Here is a 25,419-nt window from a genome sequence, read left to right on the forward strand (position 1 = left end):
AAAGACATAAATATTTAAAAACTCTCAACTTTAATTTTTGCTTCATTAAATTCTAGAGGTTTTGATTTAAAATTCACAAAACTGTCAACAGAATTCTCAATTAACATATTTATATAGAATAATTCTGCATTTTTCTTCTTTGTCTTTTTTTGTATTTTTTTAAGTATACTTTGAATTCTCTTAAAAATATCATCATTTTTACTAGACATATTATTCAGATAATGCCTAAAAAATTCCCTAGCATCATGATGTTTAAAAACATCTTTGTTATCATTTTGTCCATATAAAAGATAATAAAATCTTTCTATTAATTCTAAACCAGCATCATTATTATAACCTAAATAATATTCTAATTTTATTGACTCCCCAATTTCTCCTTTTATAAAATTAAAAAACATTCCTATTGATTCTGGAAGATTATATTTAAATAAAATTCCAAGTGCTTCCATTCTATAATTTTTCTCATTAAGATTTAAATATTCTTTTGATTTTTCAATTACAAACTCTTTTTCTAAATCATTTTTTACAAGTATTTTTATTGCTTCCCAACACAAAATAGAAGTGATATCAACACAACATTTCTTTAGAAATTCAGAACCTTTAGTCTTTTCAAAAAATCTTTCGAGAATATTGTCTTGATAATATAGGTACTCATCATTTAATAAAGTCTCTTTTATTTTTTCAAAAGAATCAATTAAATTATTCTCAATTGCATAAAAAACATGATTTCTACGTGAATTAAAATGTAAACTTTCTATATTATTTATATTATCAATAATTATAGCATCTGAAACAGGTTTACAATTAATTTTTTCAATTAAATAATTAAACTGATATTCTTCATTACCCAAAGTTTCAAAATCAGAATATTTTAATAGCGATCTATAAAATTTTTGGGGTAATGTATAGCCAAATTTCTTTTGAAAGAAATAAATATTTTTAGAAATATAATAGTTTGAGGTAAGTGAGTATCTATTATTTTTTATTAATATTATTTCATTATAATTAATTTTTTCAACTGATTTTAAGCACCAATCATATATAGCTTTTTCATGAGATGAATCTATATTAAATCTAATCTTTTTGTTAAAATATCTTCTTATTTCTGTCATTAAAACATCTTCATTTTGAATTAAATTAACAACTTCATTGAATGATAAAATTCCATTTTCTCTAATTAAATTTATTAATAATGTTAATGAAGAATCAATTTCTGAAGAGTGATTATTTTTAGTGTACCATTGGCTTTGATACTTACAGATTAATTTCCACGTAATTTTTTCTATATTAATTTCATTAAAAATTTTTTTAATTTCTAATTCAATCTTTTTAACATCAAAAAGAATATCAAAATTATCTTGTTTTTTTATTTCTCTTTTTTTATTAATTTCTTCAATCTCTTCATCACTAATATATTCTTTATCAAAAACATAACCATTATCATTCATTACTTTTTCAAAAGATTTTGCTAATTTTATTGAATTAGTATTTCCGATAATATTTCTAAAAACTTCTACTTCATTAGTAGGAAAATCCTCTTTTATAAATTTATCAATCATTAAATGAATATTATCATCTGAAAGTAATCTTGCAACTAAATGTCTACTTTCTTTTAAAGAAATTTCATTACTTAAAACCTTATCTATTAATTTAGTACTTGAGTTAGTTGATACAAAAAAGGCAGCAAGTTCATTTTCTCTCTCAAACCAATGTTTTCTTTCTTTTAATAATTCAATTTTTTTATCAATAAAAAAGACATCAAAAGATGCTATAATTCTAGATTTTTCAAAAATTTGTAAAATAAAACTATCATCGAAGTTTATACTAAAATTACTTTCATTACTAATGATATATTTTAATATTTTTATAAAGTTATCAGAGTCATTTATTCTCAAAATTAAATCTTGAATTACTAACTTACTATGTAAATATTCGTCTTCTTCAGTTCTATTAATAATTTTGAATATTCTTAAAAATTCAGCAAGAATAAACTCAAAATACTTATCAATATCATTATCTAAACTATTAATTAAATGAAGTAAACTACTATTGATTTCTTTATTGTCTTCATCCTTAAAAAAGTCCAGAATATCAGTTAGATACACAGTGCTTTCTTTGTGAAATTTAAATTTTTTAATATAAGTTATTACATATGATTTAATTTTTAAATCATTCTCTTTTGAATTTGTTGAGTCAATATTTCTGCTTCTTAATTTTAAAAGTAAAAAGTCTTGAACTTTCTGATTTTGAGAAGTAGGCAGAGTCATATATGATAATAATTCTATTGCAGATATTATAACTCTAAAATGATTATTTGTGTTCTCAACAATAGAAACTAGATAATTAAAATTATCTTCACAATCACCAAATTTAGCAATTGTTTCAGGGTTAAAACTTTTATTATGAGATATCCAAAAAGTATTTTCAATACATACTTTTTTAAAATAATTTTGAAAGACAATTTTCTTAACATCCAAATTTATTCTATCAGAATCAGCTGTAAATAATATTTCTGGTTCATTTTTTTCTAACCATTTAATAACTTGTTGACTTTTATTGTCATCAAGTATATTTATAAGGAAAGTAATAGTGTTAAAAAGTGAAGGGTGTGTTTTATTAATTGAGTTTTTTTCAGAACAAGAAATCCAATTTATAAATCTTTCAAGTGCATTCTTTCTTTTTTTCTTTTCAGAAATACTAATAAAATCAATAATATTTTCATATGATAATTCTGAAAGATACTTTGATGCAAAAAATTCTTGAATATTTCTATGTTCAAAATTCCAACTATCATTATTTAAATCTTTTTCAATTAATGGGTTCTTTAAATATTCATTTGTTTGTTCAGAAATTAATTCAAATATTTCAGTTTCTTTTATTGAATTAGTTTTCATTAATTCTGATATTAATGAGATTTTCCTAGAAAAGTTTACTATTAAAGGGATATTTATTTTTAATTTTAAGAGTTTATTTTTATTGTCAAATTCTAATCTTTTATTGATATAATTTCCCCAAAGTTGAATTGAGTTATTTGGTAAATTATTATTTCTATTAATATATTCTGATAAAATTTCTATTAGAAAGGGGTTTTTAAGAAAGTCAAAGTGAATTCTTTGAAAAGGTAGTTTTTCTATCAAGCTACTGTCAATTAATTGCTTCTTTAATAGTTTAAAAGCCTCATCATTTGATAAGTTGTTCAAATAAAAAACTTTAAAATCACTTATATTCTTAACAATACTTTCATAGATATTAGTTCTACAACTAAGTAGAAATTTAATTGATTTAAGTTTATTATTATCACAAGCTTCAATGAATACTTCAAGTTTTGAAATAAAATCTTGGGAATCTTTTATTTCATCTAATCCATCAAAAATTATATAGCAATTTGTGATTTCATCGAAGTTATTTGGTAAAAAGTCCTCAATCTTATTATTGGCTGTAAAATTTTTGAGATTTCTAAAAATTGGGATAAAAGTAATTTGTTCACCTAATTTCCATTTTGAAAGAGCAAACTCTTTTAATTCTGTAGACTTGCCTAGACCAGGATTGCCAAGAAGTAATACTTTATTCTCAACTTGTAAAATATCATCTAAAGATTGTAAATTATTGCTTAATCTATTGAATAAATAAAGATCTTCACTATTTAAACTAGTGCTCAAAAATCTAGGAAGATAATTAGTATTAGAATTTATTACCCCAATAAAATCAGTTTTATTTTTTTCAGTTAAAAATATTTTTTTGAATGGTTTTCTAGAAAATATAATAGCTTTAAATCTTTCTATTTCCTTTGCTCTATCTAAAGGGAAATTAACATCCTTATTATATATATCTCTATAAAATTCATCATTTAAAGCAAACAATTCATTTATATAATTTGACTTATCAAGTAGATAAGTCTTAAATGAAAATTTATCATTTATGACTGGACTAGTTTTTTCAGAGTTGTCTGCATTTTTGAAATTTGCCCTAGGTGATATTGCGATAAATAAATCATTCTCAGTTAGGTCATAATTTTTTTCTAAATCTATTAGTTTTTTAAATATATTCCCTACATCTAAATCATTTTTGTAGTCCTTGCACTCAATATGAATTTGTCTCTCAAAATTATTAAAAGTTGCTATTATGTGAATATCAAAGCCATCTTGAGTTCCTGAAAACTGCAACCTATCTTTTGCTACAGTAAACCCTATTTCTTCAAATAACCAAACAAAAAAATCATTTGCATTTTTCTCAAATTTTGCTCCTTTTTCTTGGCTAGTCATATCTTATAAGTTTTAACGAATATACAATACAATATAGAAAATAAATTCGAATCAAATAATTATCTATAATTTAAAGTAATAACTTACATTTTTTTACTTTTTCGTAGATTAATTGTAAATATTTTCATAATATTATTATAATTTTAAAACACTTATAAGTAGTAATGAAGAATCCTTTCAATCCCAAAAAACAAACTCTTGAGTGTGGAAACATTCTTTATACTATTGATATAGATACTTTAGATAGTAGTTTAATAAAATATTTTGATGAAAAACTATCAAAAATTTGTGAAGGCTCTAGAAATATAGATCTAAAAGATGTCAAAACGAAACTATCTAGTTTTTTTCATTCTAAAAAAGACTCTGACCTAGAAATGGGAGCAATTGCTGAACTTATAATTCATCTTTTCATAAGTACTAAAAAATTCAAGGCTGAATTTTTATTTACTAATCTTGAAGAGAATTCATTAAAAAAGGGATTTGATGGTTATTATTCTAAAAAAAATGAAGAATGGATTTTAGAGAGTAAATCTGGAAATATAACTACAATTGATATTTCTCATAAAAGTAAAATTGCTGAAGCTTATTCAGGTTTGAAAAATAAAGTTGAAGGAAAAGACAAAGACAACAATCCATGGGAAAATGCTTATAAACACGCGAATCTAAGTGATACAAAAACTAAAAAAACTATTAAAGATAAGTTGAATGACTTATCAATAAATTATATAAGAGGCAATTACTTTGATATTAAAGATTTTAATATTATACCATGTTCTACTATATTTATGGATGCTGCTTGGGAAAATATTAATAAAAAAGAATTAAAGCTAGCAATTGAAAAATATCTTAAAAAGAAGAACTATAAAAAGATTATGGTCATTTGTATAAATAAAAGAGCTATCAAGAATGTCCTTGATTATTTAAATTCATAATATTCTATATATGCTAACAGAAGAAAAAAGAGTACTGACTGAAATAATTAAAAAAAATTCTGCATTTAAGGATGTAATTACTAAACTCACAATAGATGAAGATTTAAATGAGAATGAAAAGACCTATGTGCTTAGCTGTGCATTAATGTTTTTAAAAGAATATGCTAATGATAAGAAATATAAGAGTTATGCTGAAATATCATATTTTTTGATACTAAAATATTCTATAAAATATTCAGACTATAAGCCTTTATATGACTTCTCAACAATCTTTGGGTTTTATCCAATTTCTAACACAATATTAGAGAATAATTTACTTTCAAATAATAGCCTTGATAATTTTTTCACAACAATTCAATTACAAAAATTTCAAAAAGAAATTGATATAAATAAATTCTACATTGAAACCTATGAGCAACATAAGGAAAGAAATAGTTTTCTAAATGATGATTCTAATGAGAAAGGTTTTTTAGCCCCAACATCTTATGGGAAGAGTTCAGTTATAATTGACTATATAGAAAAGCTTCAAAACAATTCTAAGATTGTAATAATTGTACCAACAAAATCACTTTTAATGCAAACTTATAAAATGATAAGGGATGCTGATTTAGATTATAAAATTTTGATTCACGAGGAAATGTATTCAAATGAAACTAAATTTATTGCTGTTTTTACCCAAGAAAGAGCTTTAAGGCTCTTGAAAAGGAAAAAAGACATATTTTTTGATGTTTTAATAATTGATGAAGCTCATAATATTTTAAAAAAAGTTAAAAGTGGAGATAATAGAAGTTTGTTGTTAACCAGACTTTTAAGACTAAATAAAAACTTAAATGAAAATCAAAAAGTTGCATATTTATCTCCATTAATAAATGAAATTAAAAACATAAAAATTGAGGATAATCAGATTATACATTCTCACACCATTGAGTTTAACATTAAAGCTCCTGAAATTTACGAGTATAAGATTGACAATACAGTAGTTAAGCACAATAAATATTTTATAAATAAATTAAATACAGGATTTGAGATAGGTAGTTATAAAAACTTTATTGAATATTTAATCACCAATTCAGGTAAAAAAAACTTCCTTTATTATAATTCACCTAAAGTTATTGAAAAATTAGCTATTGAACTGGCTAAAAACATTGAGAAGTCTACTGACTTAAATGATAAAATCATAGAGACTATTAATAATCTAAAAGAAGAAGTGCATGATAGCTTTTATGGTGTAGATTTATTAAAACATGGCATCATATATCTTCATGGTAAACTGCCTGACTTAATTAAAGAATATCTAGAAACAAAATTTAAAGAACTGCCAGAACTAAATTATATAATAGCCAATTCTGTAATATTAGAGGGTATAAATTTGCCTATTGACACTTTGTTCATACTCAACACATATGGATTACATGGAAAAGAGCTAACAAATTTAATAGGAAGAGTTAATAGATTAAATGACATTTTCAAAAATGGAAATAATTTAAATAAGCTACTCCCTAAAGTACATTTTATAAACAATGAATTTGATGATAAATCAAATACTAATATGTTTACAAAAATACAGGAATTAAGAAGCAGGGTTTTTGATGATAAAATTGAAAATCCTACTTTAGAAAACTATGATATTAAAAAAGAAAAAGCAGACCCTAAAGTGATTGCTAAATTAGTAAATGATGAAGAATTTTTGGTTACAACTCCAGTAGATGAGCTTCAAAAATTAAAGCAGTATCTAATAGAAAATGGAATTAATCTATTTTATTCTGATACAGATAAACTAGCCAAACTGTTAAGTAAAAAACTCAATTCAAATAAATTTAAAAGTTCAGATTGGAACGATGTTAAACTATTGGATAAAATTTATAAAGTTTTTATTGAAGATTTTACTAAAGAAGAGAAATTTTTAGTTGATTTTGAATTTGGGAGACTTGAACAACAGATAGCAAGAGATTTTTATGAAAAATATATTGAAAATAGAAAATATTCATTAAGAGAAAATGTTAATCACCTTTTTAAATATTTAAAAGGAAGAAAAGAATCTACAGATAAAAAACATCATATATATTATATTGGAACAACTTATGGAGAAATTCCATATAAATCTGATAAATATTTTAAAGATATACATAATAAAAATGTTGCAATAGATTTAACTAAATTAACAGACAAGCAATTAATTAATTACGCTATTGTTAAATTGAAAATTGAAGATGATTTTATTAGTTTTAAACTAAATAAGTTTATAGTGTTTTTGTATGATTATAACCTAATATCAGAAGATATATACCATCAATATGTATATGGTACAAATGATAAGAAAATAATTAGTTTTACAAAATTTGGTTTAAATATAAGTCTAATTAATAGAATAAAAGCTAAAAATCAGTTGCAAAACCTAAGTTTTGATGCTAACAACAATCTTAAGGCTAATGCATCATTCAAAACATATCTCAAAACACTGAATGATTTTAAAAGATTTGAAATAGAAAGATTCATAAGTTAATTAGTAATGTCTATAGAGTACATTTTAAAAAGAGAATTTCACTAATATAAACCCAGCTTCAATTAAGAAGCTGGATTCTTCTCAACTCAAAAACCAATGATAGTTAGAACTACCATTTAGTGTTTTTAACAAGCTATTTGAAAAATTAAAAGCATTTACATTTCTATCCAGAAATGTGTCAATATAGCTTGATTTATTAGCTTGAGTAAAGAGATTATATACATTCCATAGATTTATATCTCCATTTTCATTTCTACTGAAACTAGTATCTTCATAATAATCTTTAGCTATAGAATTAAGTTGCCCATCATTAAAACTTAAAAATGGAACATCCACTTTATCCTTTTTAGGTAAGTGTTGATATAATCTAGTTCTGCCTAGTAAAGTTGCAAATTGATGTTCAGTTAGAGAATACTCTGAAAGTTGTTTCATTTGTGCAAGTTGCTTTTCTGCATTGAAATTTTGTAAAACTTCTAAAATCTTACTTTCTAATTCTTGATAAGAACTTACACGCATTTCTTCTACAAATCCATCTGAACTTACAGCTAGATTACAACATACTTTAACTTGAAAACCAATAAAAAACTTAAATTTTTCTATAGTCTTCTTATTATATAAGTTTTCCAAATTATAGCTTCTTACTCCACCTAAACATAATGCAATTTCATTACCATTGATAGTTTCTACAATACTTGGGATTCTAATAATAAATGCCATTCTTTCAAAATATTGTGTTCTCTCGTGGTCTAACAAATCTTTTACATTCTTTTGTATTGCATCAGGTGTCCTACCTTTAATTTGATGACTCACTCTAATTTCTGGAGCATCAAAACTATGATGTGGAAACACTTTTAAAGCTGATTCTAACGCAATATCAATAAATTCTTGATGAGCTATAGTTCTTTCATTATCCTTGCTAAAAACAGGGATTACACACTCATTCTTTAGTGTATGCAAACCTATTTCAGAAGTATTAGCTTCAATAAATGGTTTTGGTATAAATAAAGGTTTAGAAACAACTTCATTTGGAATCATACCATTAATTTTACTAGGTAATATTATTTCATTAATAACATTATCATTACTAGGGCAATTAACTCTTTGTAATACCAATGTAGATTCTTCATTACTACCATTATTCTCTATTATGGTAGTAGATTCATTAGTGAGTTGTAGTGTGTCCATTTGAAGAAAATGATTTAGGATTTAACAATAATTCTTTTGTATTGATAGTGTCTTTCTGAAGTTTGAAATCATACTCCAATAACTCTCTCCATCCACTATACTGATTATAAAGAACCTTTAACTCATCAATAGTTTTAGTAGCTTTTATTTTCTCTCTAGCATCTTGTAAATTAGTTCCAGAATTACACCATTCAAGTATTTTACTACCTGTAGCAGAATTAATAACAAATTCGGGTTTATTCATAAATAAACCTGTTCTATCTTTACTTGCTCTAGCTAAATGATTATCATTGATTAATTCAAAATTGACAGTTAATTCATATTCAAATCCTTCTCTAGTTATTTCTTTAGTTCCAAACTTTTGAACTTTCAACCTACCATTAACATCCTTATCAATATCATACTCAATTTTTCTTCTCGCAGTAGTTATGATATGACAACTAGACTGTAGAATTTTATCAATAAAAGCTTGATGTCTTGGTGTAACAATTGCCCAATCTTGGAATCTACCACCTAACTTTTCGTGAATATCTAAGCATCCACCTGAACCATTCCATTCATGTGTTATTGAATCTACAATAACTACTAAAATACCTGATTTTTCACATAATGTAATTGCTTCAATATACCTTTCTGGTGAATAGGGTGCTGAAATATCAATTACATTGAAGCTACCTAAATCTGAGTATAATGATGCAGAGGAATTTTCAGAATCTATAACTGCTATCTTACTCCAATCATTAGTCATACCAAAGGCTAATAATAATGCTGACTTGGTTTTACCAAAGCCAGAAGCTCCGCTTATTCCTAAACGTAACTTAACTTGTTTTCTTTCTGATTGTTTTAATTGCATAATTTTTAAACTTTAATGGTTAATAATTAGATAAAAAAATAGCCAAAATTACTTTTGGCTATTAGCTATAAAATGTTTTTGAAATAGGGTTTTTACTTGAAAAAGTGATAGAAATTTAGTAGCTTTGTGCATACTCAAACCCACAACAGAGTAGTCCTCCTCTTTTTTCGTGCGTTGAAAAATCAATTAATTTTTTCAGGATGGGAAGATTTTAAAAGAAACCCTATGCGTAATAATATTTTGAAATTTTCAGGGAATATATCTATAAGTCTCCAGTGATAGGGGAATTTTAACACGTCCACTTTTGACACATCTGTATATAGGACTATATCAAAAATGGACGAGTTAAAATTATATTGGAGTATGGATTAATTTTCCATCTACAATTTCATAACTATTATATTCCAAATATTCATCAGAAAAGAGAATATCTGCTGGACTTACAAAGTCTAATACCTCTTCTTGATTTGGTAGTTCATGAATTGAATTAATCACTTTTACAACTCTTCTTGGTGGAGTAGATTTTTTATAATTTTCAGTTTCAAAAAAATCTTCAATCAGTTTAGTATAAAAAGATTTTACTTTTTGTTTAAATGTATGAGTAGGTTTAAATCTTTGTTTAAATTCAAAAATATTATTCTTGGTTAATCTATCTTGTGTAACAAAATAGTCAATCATACTTTCAAATCTAATTTTTTCATGTTCATTAACAAAACCACTTGGTGGTGTAGCAAAAACATATCTATAATCACCTCTAGTTAAGGAAGAACTTGTTTGAATTCCTTGAATCATTTTATTTCTAAAATAATTTAAAGTTCTAAATGCATTTATTCTTTTAGAGGTATACTCATCAGAAGTAAATTCATCTAAATCTAATCTTTCAGCATGTGCAATACTAAATAAAAAGTAATCTTTTCTTGAAAATTCATAATCCCTAAACCCTCTTGAAGATGCAGAAAAAGAATAATTTGGATATAAAATTCTTTGAATAAATCCTATTAATTGAACTTCAAAATTTCTGTTTTTATATTCTTTTATTGTATCATATTTATCATCATTCACATTCAGCTTTAATCTGTAGTTTTTAAATAAATTGTTTCTAAATTCAAAATAAAAACCTAAGTCAGAATTATTTCTATAGAGCATTTGATAAGTATCTGCATCCATATACATTTTATAAAAATGCTGTAATCTCTTTTGAATTTTATTTTCTTTAAATACAATAATAGGTTTATAGGTAACCCCTTTTAAATTACAATTAATAAACTGATTGGTAATAGCACAATAAGTAATATATGCAGATAAATCCTTTCCAAAAAACTTGAAATTATTAGCAAGATAATCCTCTCCATAGTCTAATTGAAATAATTTGAACTCTGGAAAAATTAATCTAACCAAATTATTTCTTTCAGAATTTTCAACTTCTTCTATTTCATTAAGAAGATTTCCTTTGTATTCCTCTTCATAAAATTCTTTAAGGATTTCATTTTGATTGTTCAAAGGTATATACTTAACTAATTCTTTTGTTACAGAATGGTCTTTAATTATTTCATAGAATTTAGCAAACTCTAGTTTTAGTTCGTCATTAAATGGTAATGTTAAATAATCAAAACTTTCTGGGGGTGGTAATATAATGTGTATTTCACCACCTTTTTTTCTTTGTCTAGCTAGAGCTTGAATTACAGATATTATACCATTACTAAATATTCCATTTAGATTTTTAAATGGCATTCCTTCTCCTCTTTGGGGCATAATAATAATGAAAGCATGATTAGATTTTGTTATGCTTACACCGGTTTTAAAATTTGTACCAACATTACAATCTGTTTTGCTAAACCTATTTGCAACATCTAACTTCCCAATTCTTTGATTTGAATTTAAATCAGAAGTACAATTTTGAATTTTGGTATAGTATTTATAAAGTTCTCTACCAATACCATCATTTTTTGGGTTTACAATGTCATCAGCTAAATTTTTTGAATATGACAAAATATCAACTTGTTTACCTCTTTCTAAAACATCCTCTACAACAGCCCTTATTTGTTCATTATCATGCCTGAAGTATTTAGCAGGGTTATAATGCAAATACAATGCGCTTTGATTTTTAGGAATTCTATTTCTTTTGGATTCAATAATTTGTATTTTTTTATCTGTCAACTCAGCTAAATACTCAATTACAATTTTTGAAGCTTCATTGAATGTAGCACTAATTATAAAATTTTTGTGTATTACAGATTTCCATTTCCATAAATTAAAAATAAATTCTTCCTTAAAATTATGAATTGCATCATGAATTTCATCATAAATAAATACAACTTTTTTATTTTTATCATTACAATGTTTAGCTAAATCATTAAGGTATTTTCTTTTAGCTTGAGAATTAATAAAAGCATCTTCTCCTGGATTACCCAATAACCCATTTACAGTTATTATATGAATCTTTTTATCAATATAACTTATGCTTTCTTGACCTATAGATTCATATCTGTAAATTTTTTCTTTTGGTATTTGTTCACAAACAATATCATTACAATACTGCTCAACTAAACTTACAAATGGAGAAGCAATAAAAACTAAATACTCTTGGCTTCTATCCAAGTAGTATCTTTTTGCAATTTCAATAATTGAATAAGTTTTACCTTGACCTACAGCAGCATTTATAACTACAGTGTTTTTATCTCCTAATTTTATATTGGATTGAAGTTGTTTATCAATATACCCTCTATTATCAGGTTCAATAATAGTTTTTTCATCTACTTGAAAAAATGGAAAATCCTCAGGATTTATTTCTTTAAACTCAATGGGAAAATCTTGAAAATGCGAATTTGGTAAAGCCATAAAATATAAATAACTGTGTTGTAAATATACTACAACACAATTATTTTTCAAATCTATTTACTTAATTTATTACTTAAACTAGAGACTTGTTCACTAACTTTCCTTTGCACAACTTTAGCATAATGATCTTGCGTTGTAGATATTTTAGAATGCCCCAACAACTCTGATACAACCTCAATAGGTACATCATTATACAAAAGTATGGTTGTTGCGAATGTTTTTCTTGCAATATGATGAGTGAGTTTCTTTTCAATACCAATTATCTCAGCTACTTCCTTTATATAAGAATTAAACTTCTGATTGGATATTATAGGTAGCAACATCTTATCATTTTTGTATTTATCTAAAATCTCTATAGCTTTAGGAAGTAATGGCAACGAGAATTGTTTTTTAGTCTTTTGTCTAAACATATCAATCCAAAGTTTATCATCAAATTTCTTTACAATATGTTTAGATTCTAAACTTGCCATTTCTTGATAAGGTAAACCTGTATAACAACAAAACACAAACATATCTCTAACTTGCTCTAGCCTCTTTTGAGAAAAAACATGACTCTCTAAGCTGTATAGCTCTTCTGGAGTAAGATAAGTGATGTTATTAATTACTTTCTTGGGTTTATACAATAGAAATGGATTTGTAACTAAAAATCCTTCAGCAATAGCTAGTTTAATGATTTTAGATAATCTTTGAATACTTTTATTGATAGTAATCTGTTTAAAGTTATTTTGTGTCTTTAGGTAAAAATCAAAATCTTGTAAAAACTTTAGACTCAAATCATCTAACTTAATGTTTCGTTTTTTTGTAGTGTGATAAAGAAATTCTTCTGTATGCAGTTTGGCTTCAATGAATTTTGAATGTGTAGATTTAGTATACTCTTTACCTATTAGCATTTTCATTCTGGAGTTATGCAATTCAAATACTTCCATTAATGATTTAGCTGGTTTTATATCTTCACCCTTGTATTTAAGGTAAATATCATCAACATCAAACTCATTTTTTTGAACTTGTAAAAATAAAAAAGCCTGATTAATTTCTTGTTTAATCAGACTTAGTTTAGTATTTATTTGTGTATGCTCTATATCAATTGGAATGGCTTCTTGTAATGCATTATTCCAATTATTAGGATTAATAAATAATCCTGTTGCAAAAGGCTTCCTTTTTCTTAAATATGTGATTCTGCAAACTAATGGAACTAATCCCTTTTTATTTATTCTTATAGCAGAAATCACAAACAATATTTTAATTGATTGTGTTGTCATTAGATAGTTTATTAGTTATTAATAAGATTTTTTAGAGTCGATGAATGCAGTTATTTTGACTTTTAGGCATAAAAAAACCCAGCAATAGCTGGGTCTAAGTTTGTATGTTTTTAAAACATAAGGATTTCTACAGAACGGGCTACTGTTTTTATGCAGTTCTTTTAGAATTAGTCCTATATTTATTTCCACTTATTAAACCAATATAAAATTGCTCATTTAAGAAAGTCAATATGTCTTTGCAAGATTTTTTGTCCGTGGGAAATACAATTCTTCCTGTACCATCTAGTTCTATTTTTAAATTGAATCTATTAGCAGAAGTCTTTATTTTTTTAGTATTTGCTGTACTTAAAACATTACTTTTTTGTAGTAGAGTTATATGCTTTCTAATTAATGTATTTGAATTATCAATTAACCATTGTTGATCAACTGAAACTTTATCATTACCAACGAATGCAATTATCTCATCATTTGTGGCTTCTTCAAAATATTCAATTAATGAAAAAATTTTGTTAGCATTTGCATATGAACGAAAGTAAAAATTACCATTTTCATATATTGCATTAACGATATTATCAACAACAAAAGCATCACTTTCTAATTTTGAATAAGTATTATTACTATAAAACAATACATTTTTATTAGAGAGTAATTTTCTTGAATCAAAATTTTGAAAATAATATTTATCCCCTTCAAACCAAAATAGAGTTTTTATATTATCAATCTCTAAATTTAGATTAGGAATTCCAATGGAATTTGTTGCAACATCATTTAATGATTCTGGTAAATCCATTTTAATGAATAAGATTTCTTCATCATCAAGTTTATAATTCCCAGTAAATTCAATTTGCTCTGTATCATCATTTAATAAATAAATACCATAATTAATGAATACTGTTCGAATAGTAGGTGTTAGAACCTGTGTCAAAAGTATTTTTCTAACTGTACCATCAGTAAGAATTGCAAAAAAGTTATTTGTCATTTAGATTTTTATTAGAAACATTGACTATCATATAATCTGAAACTTGTATATATTCTGTTACTTGATTAACATTGATTAGAGTCTCCTTAGATAATAAAAGGTAGCTCATCTCTTTCTTTGTCTGAACTTCATAGTTTTTGTAACCTAGAAGTCTTAAAATTAGATTATAATGATATGAATTTTTTCCTATATAAGTATATAAAAGATAGACAAAACTAAATCCAATTACAAAAATTAAATCTTCATTATCTTTAAAAAAAAATTTTGACCAAGGTAAAATATAACTAAACAGTATTGGGTTAAAATTTATATCTACAGATTTAATTGATTTTAATACAATAGATCCTTTTGATAAATTTTTAAGACCTTGTAAAAATAAAAATCTACACAATATGAATATTAAAATGAAAAGAAAAAGAAAATAATGGTTGATTATTATATTCTTCAAGCCTTCAACTATATTTTGCCATGAATCTATTGTTATATAAACATTAAGATTCTTGAAATTCTGTAAAGTCTTTACAATCCAATATGATAACAATATCGGGGACAAACCAGTAAAAGATAAAACAAATTTAATGAAATTAGAATACATAAATGTTCTGTCTTACTTGAAGTTTAAAAAAATCCCTTACTTATTAGCTATATACTAAATCTAAGTATTAATTCTCAAATATATTAAAAAATACTAAATTCTTACAACTTTTCTTGCAATTTCTTAATCTTATCATTGAATTTTGCTATTAAGAACAATTATCACATGAGAAGATTATGATTAAGCTTCAGCAAAATCATTATTAACAGAATCCTTGTTAAGGAATTACATTAAAAAACCTTTGTTTGGATTGTTCTATTTCAATATCCTTTTTATATTCAGACTTTGTTCTAACAAAATACCATCCATCTGTTTTCAAGGTAATAACTTTGTTATCACATTCTGGACAGTAAATATTTTCTTCTTTACTTTCTTCAGAAAAAAACAAATTATTTTCTGTAATTATTATCTCTTCGTTGCAATTTTCACATTCAGTTTCTTGTTTCATTACGCTTTTTACATTTTATGTTATAAAAATATTTTTTTTAAATCAGATACATGAACTTCATTTAAATAGTTTTCTCTACACCAACAATTTGAGCAAATTCTAGTAGTAAATTTACCTTTTAGAGTATGTTTGTCACCAACAACTGATTTAATCTTATTAACAGCTTCATTATGCAAATGTATGTCTCCATTTGTAATTATAACTCTAGGGTCATCAACTATAACTCTTCTAACTTTATCAAAAAGTATTGGTGTTGAATTATTTCTTATAGTTATCATCTTTTTTTGTCTAGCATAATTATCCCATGTCTCTCTTAATTCTTGAACTGACAGAAAATATTTTTGATGATCAGTAAAGTTTGAGTCCCAATAAATTGGATTGTCTTTTGTTATCCAAATCTCATAATTTTCGTCTTGAATTAAATTTACATCAAATTCAAACAATATTGGACCATAGTGATTTTGTCTTGAAAAAAATGCATGTAAATCTGTTGAATCTAAAAAAACATCATTCCAAACATCTAATATTTTATCTGCTTCATCAGAAGATTGTGGTGTTTGATTTAGACCAAGATTTTCAACAGCCCCTCTTGATAAAAGACCATTCTGTTGAAAATAAGTCACACTAGTACTGACTGTATTTGCATGATATAAAACTAAAATGTTTTTTTCTATGAAGAACTCATACAATTCGTTATTATTTAATCTCATAGTCTCAAGTATTATGTTAACCCATAAATAGAGAGACCTGTTTATGCAGTTGATTAGTTATTATTGTCTACAGCTTCAAATATAACAAAAAGCCTACAATTAACAGACTTTTCATTTTAATAAAACATAGCACTATACTAAACTTTATTAGTTATTCCAACCACTTATTTTGTATTTAGTTGACACTTGTAATTCTTAGCATAAACATCTCCAGCACTATATATGTTTGATATACCTTTGTTCTTTCTTACAAGTAATTTTTACTTGATTTTATTTAAAAAAAGATGTATGCCTATATAAAAAGTTGTATGCCTAATTGTATGCCTATTTTTTATAAAAATTGAAGAGTAATAGAAATGTAGAAAATGTAGAAGTATTGATTTTACTGACATTTTTGCGCATAAAAAAAACCCTCTCATTTCTGAAAGGGTTCTTAGTAGCGGGAACAGGACTCGAACCTGTGACCTTCGGGTTATGAGTTTAAAAACTTAACTTTTTAAAAACATAAACACTTATATATCAACTAATTAAAAATAGCATTTCAAAATGAGAAAGCAAAAAACGTTTACTGTTTCGTTTACTTTTTGTTGGGTACAAATGTATAAAATTTATTATAATGTAAAACATTTTTAACGAAATTTTTTTCTTTTAAAAAATCTGTTTTTTCTTTTTAAAGAAGAAAATTAGAAAATTTACATAGAAAACAAACATTTAAAAGCAAGTCAAAAAAGAATCTGATAATAGTATTAGATATTTTTTTAACATTATTAACCGACTAAAAGAGATAACTTTAAAATTAAGAAGAAAATAATCACAGAGTCTTCCAGACAAAGACGAAACTTAACCACTATTTAAAACCACAGTTTTGAGAAGGCCTTCTTTCTTTTTTTAGTTATTTTGGTATTTGGATTTTCTGTGACTCTTTTACAGTATTAATTTCTGTTTGGGTTTTCATATTTAGAAATAAAGCAATTGCAGCTATAAGAAAAGACAAAACAGGTAAAATTAATTGTGCCCAAAATTTAATATCTTCTCTTTGTCTTTCCATATCGGCTCTCAAATATTTTTTATTTGCATAAGCGGTTACCCCGCTAGACTGAGCATATAAGACCGGCTGGTCAAAATAATTGTCAACTTCCAAATATTTAATTTCATCTTTTGCCAACAATTCCTGAATCATGAAAACGAAATCATCATAATTAATATCTAATTTTTTAAGGATTGTCGGAACTGTTACAACCACATCTAAAATAGTTCCCTCTTGATGATATCCGTCCGCATATTCTTTAGACAAAATGCCTAATAATCTGTGTCTTGTTTTATTCATATTGTTTTCTAAGATGAAAGTTATGGCTGGTCATTTCTCAAATCATCCCAGCCGATTTAAATAGCGTGTGGATTCACCACTGACATTCACAAATGTACCTAAAAGTTTGAAAGAAAAACTTGAATATTTATACATGAACTGCAAAAACCAGTTTTTTTAATACAAAATCAATCCCAAATTTTACAAAATCAATTTTAACTGTAGTGTTTTTCTATTTCTTTTCTATCAAATGTAGGCATTACAATAAATTCATAACTTACATTGGGATAAAATTGCCCAGGAATCAAATCTCCAGTAAAGCCATTCGGAATATTTTTGATTAAATTATATTTTGTTATAAGTTTTTTATTTGTGGATTCAACTGAAAGTTCCCATGATTGCCCCATAATAGTAAGAGAATTGTAAAAAAACAATGCTTGTTCGTGAGTTGTCATTTGTGCTCGTAACGTTTTTATATAAAAATATTTTTCATCATAATTTAAAATATTGGATGGTTGCTCGTCAATAAATTTTACTGTTTGGTATAAATGACGAAAATAATGTCCTAATCGCGATTGATGCCCATCATTTGGTAAATAAGTTCGTTGTAGTTTTGGTTTACCAATATTTTCTTTTTTAATTTTCTCATGTTGATTAATAGCATCCTTCAAGACCATCGGGAAAAATTCTTCTTTATAAAACTTATCATTCGCAACAATATCTTGAATTCTCATCATTAAATCTTGAGTTGAATTATTTGCTAAACCAAAAAACATTATATCATATGCAATTTGCGCTACTTTTCTGTGCCATTCATGTTGAAAATATAGATTTGATTTTTCAAAAGTGTACCATTCTTTGATACTATCGAATAGCTTATTAAACTCATCATACATTGCAATAACAACGCTCTTACCTGAATTACCTTTAGATTTAAATTCGTTTATATTAGCTCGGTGAAGTTTCAATAGTTCGAAAAACCTACTCTCAATTCTATCTCTTATTAACTCTATTTCTTGCTTAGAAGATTCTTTATCTTGTCTTAAGATAGTTTTATTGAACTGAGTTCTCTGTTCAATATTTGCTTTATATTGTATGTAAAACGCAAGGAATGTGAGGATAGCGGCCAATAAAGCAATAAACGGACCAGCTATCCCATTAATAGTATCACCAATTGCCCCAGTATTTTTATAATCTACAACTGAAATAGTTTCTCTAGTAAAAATCCAAGGGATAATAATGACGAAAAAAAGTGTGCAGTAAATTAGTAGTTGTATTCCAGTTTTTAAATATCTTTTTTCATTGATATCTAATTTATTCCATATTTCTTTTAGAGTTTCAATCATACTTCCAAATTTGCAGGATTTTTTTAATATTGTAACGAACTTATTAATATATGAACCTGTTGTTAATATATATAAAAAATTTATCATTTTCTTTTACATTTGAGATATATAGTATCTGTTGCGTTAACGCTTCCTCTCATATTGACATAAGAATTTCAAGCAGAAAATCGACATCTGATTTAAGGTGAATTTATCTATTGTGCCAAATGTTATTAACAGCAGTTATCTATATACCGGTTATATCAATAATTCTTAGGTTGTATTTTTTTATATCTTTCACACACTGCAAAACCGAATATTTTGCAATATTTGAACGACTTTGTAATATTCTTTGCTCTAAAGTCAAGTGTTTTCTTTTTGTTCGGAACGCCATAACAAATACAATTTCTTTCTTACTTTTAAATTTATTAAGTAAAAAGTCCGGAGCAATTGGAACTGTTGCTTTTTTATTAAATTCATCAGTAACTTTGTTTATGAAGTTTGATTTTTTAAAGTTATTTAAATCGTGCCAAAGACGGTCGGCCGAAATCGTAACTTGATTAGCCAAATCTCTCATCTTTGCATCAAAACCATCTTTTACATGAACAAGATATATTTTATCATTATCTTCAAACATAATATCACATAATTCAATATTTTCACCAAGAGATTTATCAAAAACTAAATAACCAGGTTCATTCAAATATAACTTGTTGTATGTGTCTTCATCAGGAATTGTTGAATCCCACTTTTTTGTCAAAACGTTAGCAATAAGATTTTTTTCTACATTTTCTAAACATAAACTATTTATCTGGTCAATGAAAGTATCATCAACTCTATACCAACCATTGTCTATTTTGAAAATTGGTCTAGCTTGATAATCAATTTCTGTTGTAAGATGATTAAAAAACATCGCTTGCGTTTTTTCAATTCCGTTGCGATAGCCAATAATTCTAATTCCTCTGGCAAAATTTTTAAACTTTACCAAATCGGTTATGTCATCGACATTTTTATAAATATGCTCTAAACATTCATCATAAATTTTATTTCGATCTGAAACTACTGAAAAAGGCTTTTTACTTCCTCGTGACTTCATTTCAAATTTATCACATTCATAAAATTCCTGAAGTCTTGTTGGGTGGACAAAATCAATATCTACTTTGTAAGGATTCGCACCTCTTGAAGCCGAAAACCTGTCATTTACTTCTTTTCTAATATTTTCAAACAGTATATCTTCGAAATTTGTTTCAATAAGATTGACATCTTTAATTTTTACAAATGAAGTTAATGAAACTGGAACAGAAGTCTGTTGAATGTCCTCAAGAGTCGTTAAAATTTCATGTAAATTTTCAAAGTCTATTTTAATTTTCAAAAAAAAATACGAACCAATTTCAAGATAGTTTAAGTCCTTTTTAAATACTAGATAAGGAAACAACGTATCTTTTAAATGAGTACCTAAAATCACAACTATTTTAGTTGGTATTTCTGTTAAATCTAAAACATCTAATAGTGTTTGTTCTTTTCGGTAAATTTCTTTTTGTTCGGTTAAATTTCCAGTTATACCTCTAACTGTCAAAGAAATAACAATATCTTCACTTTTTATCGCCATGTATTCATACATTTCAATGCCAAAGCGATCATTGATAAATCTTTTTATAACACGTATTCCAGTTCCACCAACAACTGCATATACATTTTTTCCAATTGAAGCAAATAAAACAAATGAGAGTTGTTGAATGTCAAAATCTCCTTGAGCTATTTGTTTTGGAAGAAATCTTCTCCAATACGAATCCTTTATTGATTCGTTATAAGTATAAGTTTGATAAACTGCGTCACCTTTACTTAAACTTGGTAATGCTTTACCTCGGTCTGCATATTTCTCAACTTTTACTCGATGTGCATCAACTATATAATCAATAACATTTTTATTAGATTTACCGCGTAACTCATATTGAGATTTATCTATTTGAAATATTTTAATCTCGGAAAATACTTTTTCTTCCATAAATTGGTTTTATATAAAGTTGGTTTGGAAATAATTACAGAAACGTTCCACGACTTGGTACAATAGCGGCAGCCTGAACGATTATTTTTTTTTTAATATACGATTTTCCAACGGAAAATCGGAATGTGATTTAAGGTATTTTAAACATTGTTGGACATAGTTATAATTAAAAAGGCAAATCCTCATATCTTTCAATATTGTCTAACCTTTGCCAAAGATTATTCAAAATTACTTTGCGTTTATCTTCTGAAGACAACTTAAGTAATTTTACGAAACTATTTAAAACAGTAATCTTAAATGCTTTTTTTCTATAAATACGAAAAGGTCCTTTTAAGAATATCTTAGATAATTTTGAATTATCTTGAAGCACATCTTCTAACATAGAGTTTTTATAAAGTTCTTCAAGTTTTTTGACAATTAAATCAACATCGTCGTCGTAATCTGTACTAGATTCTATTGTGTCAATCAATGGCAAAAAAGCATCTGCAAAAGTTTGGTATACCTTTATTTCTCGGGGTAAAAAATTTAAATCCGATGAGGAACTACTTATAATTTCACGATAAACATCAAAAAAAGAATTTATTCTATTATGATATTCAGAAATTATCATTTTATCTAATGTTGGCTTAAATCTAAAATTGATATTACCAATTGAATTAATTATGTCATCAAACAACTTTCCAACAAAATACAAGTCAGTTTTATGGTCATACTTTTCTTCATTGAATTCATTTGGTGTTGAATAACGCCAGTTAAGCGTAATACTTTTCTCTCCATCATCGAAGTTAATCTTTTTTCCAAAACCAAAGTCAATAATTTTCACAACACCATCGTTTGTTACTATTATATTTTCCGGTCTGATATCACGATGCAAAATATGCTTCTCCTCCAAATATCTAAATCCTGTTATTACCTGCAAAAAAACAACTACTAATTTGTCAGGATTTTGTTGAAGATACTTATCAATTGCAATTCCATCAATAAACTCCATTAAAATGTAACCCGTAACATCTTCAGAATACAAATAGTAATTAAAGACACGAACAATATTCCTGTGATTTATTAAAAAAAGTAGCTTAATTTCATTCTTAAAGTTATCAAAATATAAATCCTTATCATTTTCATAGAACGGTGAATATTTTTTACAAACAAAAATTTCTTCGATATTTTCATCTTTCATTAAAATAGTTCTTCCAGTTCCTCCTTGTCCAAGTTCTCTAATAAACTTAAAATCTTTGGACTGTAAAAATATGATAGGATCATTTTCTTTCATAAATTGTATCTCTTAAAAATTACTTCAAACATCCAACCAGCTGTGAGCTGTGAGGATTTTTTATTACTTATTTATTTTGTTACTCAGTCAAACACACAAAAAGCTAGTCCTATTATAAGCCGAAACCTCACTTGCTCAAAATTGTTGTGAGCAACTGTATTTATATCATTTAAGTAAAAATTGCTATAGGAATTAATTGAATTACTGGACCTTCAATTTTTGTTTCAATAAGTTGATTTTGTAATCCAAATTCTTCCAATTGAGCAAAACCTGAGAACATTTGGTCTATCATATCTTGATTTAGTTTACTAAGGCTTGTTTTCCTTAATAAATTTACATCACCTTCATCCTTAGTTTTAATTATTCTTGTAATCTTTCCAAGAACTGAAAAATGACCATCTGCAATATCTGCCAAAGAAAGTTCTCCCATAAAACCTTTATCAAGTGTTAAAACTACTTGTAAATTTTCATCGGAAGTATAAACTCCAACTAAATCTAAACTACCTTCATCTTTTAATTGATTCAGTAATGAATCAATTTGGTTTAGTATTTTTTGATTAGGACTTTCTTCTATTTTACCATGATTTTTATTGACTGGTGTTGTTTTCTTTTCCTCGAACGAAATTGCAATTTTCATTAATGAATGAAATCCTTCTAATACGTCAATTATAGGATTTTTTCTTAGAGATAATTGTATCTCTATAAATTTTCCTGTTTCCGCATTTAGAAAATCTTCTTTAACAATCATATTTTCTGAATGAAGAAAAGTTCTCATTTTTGAAAATAATGAATTAGGTGTATGAATTTTTTCTTTTGAAGTTTCATGGTTTGAGTTATTAGTGTTTTCTAAACTGGTATCTGCAGAAAGACCAAACTTTAAAAATGCAAACACATTACTTATTCCAATTTCTCCCTTTAGATTATCTTTGTCTGAATTAATTTCAGATTGTCCAGTTTTTATTGTTTCAACTTGACTAAAACCATCTTCAATTATTGCTAGTAAATCAAATACATATTTTTGATTTAAGTATATTGGTAACGTATATTTATCCATGTTTTTTTTTTGTATTGTTGCTAAAGTTTCGTGACCTGGTGCAATAGCGACTGCGTGAAATATTATATTCTTGTTAATAAAGATTTTCCATCGGGAAATATAATGTGATTTTTTTATGAAATTGTAGCTATTGTGGTAAACTGATGTTAAGGCAGAATGTTAAACAAATGATGAAATGAACTTTTCTATAAAAACAATCACTTTTCCAAAATTGTACACTTGTTCGGCTCTTGATTTTACAGTTTTTATAGTTTTTACAGAGTCAATTTCATTTTTTATAAGTGTAAAAATCTCTGGATAGTTTTGCTTGTTTTCCGTAGCTATTTGCTTAATTACAGAGACATTTTTTTGTACTAAGTTTTCAATTTCAAGAAATGCTTTTTCAGTTGTTCTTTCTGTTAAAGAACAAAAAAAGAAATCAATTATTTCTTTATTTTTTATTTGAAAAAACAAAATCGCTGGCGTTGAAATTGTTTCTTCAAGTTTGAATTCTTGAATTAGAAAATCATTCATTTCTCTTGTCATGTCTCTTACCAACCGTTCCTCTCCAAGAAATTTAACTCTCTTGTTTTTTTCAGGAGTAAGATGAAGATAAAAAATTGTTAGATTGTTACCTGATATTTCGTCTAAAGCATTGAAATAATTTCTGTCTTCAAGTACTTTTGTAATTTCAGGATTTGTAAAATCATGAATTATAAATACAAATGAACTTGCGTTTCCATTTTTCTGATGTTCAGTGCAAATTTCTTTAAATGTTTTCACAAAACTTTCTACGGAAATTCCTTCACCTGTTCTGAGTCTGTCAATGTAGATTGGAAACATATCTTAATTATTGAATGTTATATTAAAACTATAGTTGTGTCATATTATCGCAAACGTTCAGCGGCTTTGCGCAGTATCAGCTGCGCGAACGATTTATTTCTTATTTTCTTTGATTAAACCGCTCTCAGAAAATGTAAATGTTCGTTCATTAAAAATTGATTTCATAATTAACCAAACTTCGTCAACTAGTGTGATTTTTAAGTTTTTACTGTTATCAATTTCTCTTAATTGTCCAGTGAAAGTTATTCCATTTATTTTTAAAGATTCCTTAGTCTCTCTATTATATAAAATTCCGTTTGGAATTTCATAATATTTAGTAAGCTTTTCAGTTTTTTTGTTTTCTGGGTTTTCTTCCTTTCGGAATTCCGTCATATAAGTAATCAAAGGCTTATAACTTTCATCTTCTCTAATTACTAAGAAATTGAAAAGTTCGAATTCACTTTTAAAATCTATCTTTCGATTGTTACCAATGTCAATATTTAAGATTTCAGTTCGCCGAATTGACGACTTAACATGAAGTTCCATATCTCCAAGATCTATTATTTTAGGATTCTCATTTAGGTCTTTTTCTTCTATTTCTCTTAGTTCAACTAATTCAATATGTTTATGTTTCGCATACTCAATTCCGTCTTGTGTAAATCCATTTTTACAAACAATAATTCCTTTATTGATGCCACTGTCTTGAATAATTTCCGCCAGCTTCATTACAATGTCTTTGTTTACTTTTTGTTTCCAATACTTACATTCGATAGCGGTTAAGTAAGTATGAACTCCATCAGAAAGTGAAGTTAAAACATCAATTTGATGTTCAACTCCTGATTTACCAACAACTTTACAAGTGACGCCATGACCTTTTATTTTTACTCCAAACTCTTTTCCTAAAGTTTCATAGATATACTTTGTAATTGATTCGTAGGTTTTCCAATCTAAAATTTTTTCTTGCGACATCTGACTTTATTTTTAGTGGAATGTTGATAATATCGTAGGAACGTTCCGGCGCTTGGCGAGGTTGCGAACTTCGGAACTAGTTGTTTTCTTTTAAAGATAAAATTCCTTGCGAAATGTAAACG

Annotated in this window: 17 protein-coding genes; 2 read left to right on the forward strand and 15 right to left on the reverse strand. The window is 26.1% G+C overall.

All coding sequences use genetic code 11. From position 1 onward, the window contains the following. Positions 1–14 precede the first annotated feature (14 nt). On the reverse strand, positions 15–4,262 hold the full coding sequence (locus BMX42_RS04865; RefSeq protein ID WP_091309632.1) for an NACHT domain-containing protein: 4,248 nt from the start codon (positions 4,260–4,262) through the stop codon (positions 15–17). A 164-nt stretch (positions 4,263–4,426) separates the two neighbouring features. On the opposite strand from BMX42_RS04865, the gene BMX42_RS04870 reads away from it, so the two are divergent. Then, positions 4,427–5,194, forward strand: a complete 768-nt coding sequence (locus BMX42_RS04870) for a hypothetical protein (RefSeq protein WP_091309637.1) — start codon at positions 4,427–4,429, stop codon at positions 5,192–5,194. A 10-nt stretch (positions 5,195–5,204) separates the two neighbouring features. Next, positions 5,205–7,697 carry a DEAD/DEAH box helicase gene (locus BMX42_RS04875; protein WP_091309641.1) on the forward strand — a complete coding sequence of 831 codons (2,493 nt, stop codon included), beginning with the start codon at positions 5,205–5,207 and terminating at the stop codon, positions 7,695–7,697. Between the two features lie 81 nt (positions 7,698–7,778). Here the strand turns inward: BMX42_RS04875 and BMX42_RS04880 are convergent, their stop codons facing one another. From BMX42_RS04880 to BMX42_RS04950, 14 genes are all read right to left on the reverse strand, one after another. Next, positions 7,779–8,732 (reverse strand): DUF3871 family protein, encoded by a 954-nt coding sequence (locus tag BMX42_RS04880; RefSeq protein WP_245748267.1) that lies wholly within the window; start codon positions 8,730–8,732, stop codon positions 7,779–7,781. Between the two features lie 127 nt (positions 8,733–8,859). Continuing rightward, the gene (locus BMX42_RS04885; protein ID WP_091309650.1) at positions 8,860–9,735 is read right to left on the reverse strand and encodes an AAA family ATPase; all 876 of its coding nucleotides are present in this window, start codon (positions 9,733–9,735) and stop codon (positions 8,860–8,862) included. 351 nt (positions 9,736–10,086) lie between these two features. Beyond that, entirely contained in the window at positions 10,087–12,573 is a 2,487-nt protein-coding gene (locus BMX42_RS04890) for a DEAD/DEAH box helicase family protein (protein WP_091309654.1), read from the reverse strand. A gap of 53 nt (positions 12,574–12,626) precedes the next feature. Beyond that, the gene (locus tag BMX42_RS04895) at positions 12,627–13,832 is read right to left on the reverse strand and encodes a site-specific integrase (protein ID WP_091309658.1); all 1,206 of its coding nucleotides are present in this window, start codon (positions 13,830–13,832) and stop codon (positions 12,627–12,629) included. Between the two features lie 148 nt (positions 13,833–13,980). Next, positions 13,981–14,811 carry a Kiwa anti-phage protein KwaB-like domain-containing protein gene (locus BMX42_RS04900; RefSeq protein WP_091309662.1) on the reverse strand — a complete coding sequence of 277 codons (831 nt, stop codon included), beginning with the start codon at positions 14,809–14,811 and terminating at the stop codon, positions 13,981–13,983. Positions 14,812–15,623: 812 nt separating this feature from the next. Beyond that, positions 15,624–15,854, reverse strand: coding sequence for a hypothetical protein (locus BMX42_RS04910; protein WP_091309669.1), 231 nt, complete (start codon positions 15,852–15,854; stop codon positions 15,624–15,626). Positions 15,855–15,874: 20 nt separating this feature from the next. Next, positions 15,875–16,564 (reverse strand): hypothetical protein, encoded by a 690-nt coding sequence (locus tag BMX42_RS04915; protein ID WP_091309672.1) that lies wholly within the window; start codon positions 16,562–16,564, stop codon positions 15,875–15,877. A gap of 892 nt (positions 16,565–17,456) precedes the next feature. Beyond that, complete coding sequence (locus BMX42_RS04920) at positions 17,457–17,891, reverse strand: hypothetical protein (protein WP_091309675.1); 435 nt, start codon at positions 17,889–17,891, stop codon at positions 17,457–17,459. A gap of 194 nt (positions 17,892–18,085) precedes the next feature. Then, positions 18,086–19,216 (reverse strand): putative phage abortive infection protein, encoded by a 1,131-nt coding sequence (locus BMX42_RS04925; protein WP_177169119.1) that lies wholly within the window; start codon positions 19,214–19,216, stop codon positions 18,086–18,088. Positions 19,217–19,442: 226 nt separating this feature from the next. Beyond that, positions 19,443–21,200, reverse strand: a complete 1,758-nt coding sequence (locus tag BMX42_RS04930) for a DUF6119 family protein (protein WP_091309681.1) — start codon at positions 21,198–21,200, stop codon at positions 19,443–19,445. A 166-nt stretch (positions 21,201–21,366) separates the two neighbouring features. Beyond that, positions 21,367–22,473, reverse strand: coding sequence for a protein kinase family protein (locus BMX42_RS04935; protein WP_091309685.1), 1,107 nt, complete (start codon positions 22,471–22,473; stop codon positions 21,367–21,369). A 169-nt stretch (positions 22,474–22,642) separates the two neighbouring features. Further along, complete coding sequence (locus BMX42_RS04940) at positions 22,643–23,527, reverse strand: DUF6414 family protein (RefSeq protein WP_091309687.1); 885 nt, start codon at positions 23,525–23,527, stop codon at positions 22,643–22,645. Positions 23,528–23,686: 159 nt separating this feature from the next. Then, a complete protein-coding gene (locus BMX42_RS04945; RefSeq protein ID WP_091309690.1) occupies positions 23,687–24,349 on the reverse strand; it encodes a hypothetical protein in 663 nt (220 codons plus the stop codon). A 93-nt stretch (positions 24,350–24,442) separates the two neighbouring features. After that, a complete protein-coding gene (locus BMX42_RS04950) occupies positions 24,443–25,297 on the reverse strand; it encodes a restriction endonuclease (RefSeq protein WP_091309694.1) in 855 nt (284 codons plus the stop codon). Positions 25,298–25,419: the final 122 nt, after the last annotated feature.

The organism is Flavobacterium terrigena, from assembly GCF_900108955.1.
Lineage (GTDB): Bacteria > Bacteroidota > Bacteroidia > Flavobacteriales > Flavobacteriaceae > Flavobacterium > Flavobacterium terrigena.

What these genes read in the sequence shown, in the direction of transcription:
- BMX42_RS04865 (WP_091309632.1), bottom strand. Translation starts at nt 4,262, where the DNA reads ATGACTAGCCAAGAAAAAGGAGCAAAATTTGAGAAAAATGCAAATGAT.
- BMX42_RS04870 (WP_091309637.1), top strand. Translation starts at nt 4,427, where the DNA reads ATGAAGAATCCTTTCAATCCCAAAAAACAAACTCTTGAGTGTGGAAAC.
- BMX42_RS04875 (WP_091309641.1), top strand. Translation starts at nt 5,205, where the DNA reads ATGCTAACAGAAGAAAAAAGAGTACTGACTGAAATAATTAAAAAAAAT.
- BMX42_RS04880 (WP_245748267.1), bottom strand. Translation starts at nt 8,732, where the DNA reads ATGATTCCAAATGAAGTTGTTTCTAAACCTTTATTTATACCAAAACCA.
- BMX42_RS04885 (WP_091309650.1), bottom strand. Translation starts at nt 9,735, where the DNA reads ATGCAATTAAAACAATCAGAAAGAAAACAAGTTAAGTTACGTTTAGGA.
- BMX42_RS04890 (WP_091309654.1), bottom strand. Translation starts at nt 12,573, where the DNA reads ATGGCTTTACCAAATTCGCATTTTCAAGATTTTCCCATTGAGTTTAAA.
- BMX42_RS04895 (WP_091309658.1), bottom strand. Translation starts at nt 13,832, where the DNA reads ATGACAACACAATCAATTAAAATATTGTTTGTGATTTCTGCTATAAGA.
- BMX42_RS04900 (WP_091309662.1), bottom strand. Translation starts at nt 14,811, where the DNA reads ATGACAAATAACTTTTTTGCAATTCTTACTGATGGTACAGTTAGAAAA.
- BMX42_RS04910 (WP_091309669.1), bottom strand. Translation starts at nt 15,854, where the DNA reads ATGAAACAAGAAACTGAATGTGAAAATTGCAACGAAGAGATAATAATT.
- BMX42_RS04915 (WP_091309672.1), bottom strand. Translation starts at nt 16,564, where the DNA reads ATGAGATTAAATAATAACGAATTGTATGAGTTCTTCATAGAAAAAAAC.
- BMX42_RS04920 (WP_091309675.1), bottom strand. Translation starts at nt 17,891, where the DNA reads ATGAATAAAACAAGACACAGATTATTAGGCATTTTGTCTAAAGAATAT.
- BMX42_RS04925 (WP_177169119.1), bottom strand. Translation starts at nt 19,216, where the DNA reads ATGATTGAAACTCTAAAAGAAATATGGAATAAATTAGATATCAATGAA.
- BMX42_RS04930 (WP_091309681.1), bottom strand. Translation starts at nt 21,200, where the DNA reads ATGGAAGAAAAAGTATTTTCCGAGATTAAAATATTTCAAATAGATAAA.
- BMX42_RS04935 (WP_091309685.1), bottom strand. Translation starts at nt 22,473, where the DNA reads ATGAAAGAAAATGATCCTATCATATTTTTACAGTCCAAAGATTTTAAG.
- BMX42_RS04940 (WP_091309687.1), bottom strand. Translation starts at nt 23,527, where the DNA reads ATGGATAAATATACGTTACCAATATACTTAAATCAAAAATATGTATTT.
- BMX42_RS04945 (WP_091309690.1), bottom strand. Translation starts at nt 24,349, where the DNA reads ATGTTTCCAATCTACATTGACAGACTCAGAACAGGTGAAGGAATTTCC.
- BMX42_RS04950 (WP_091309694.1), bottom strand. Translation starts at nt 25,297, where the DNA reads ATGTCGCAAGAAAAAATTTTAGATTGGAAAACCTACGAATCAATTACA.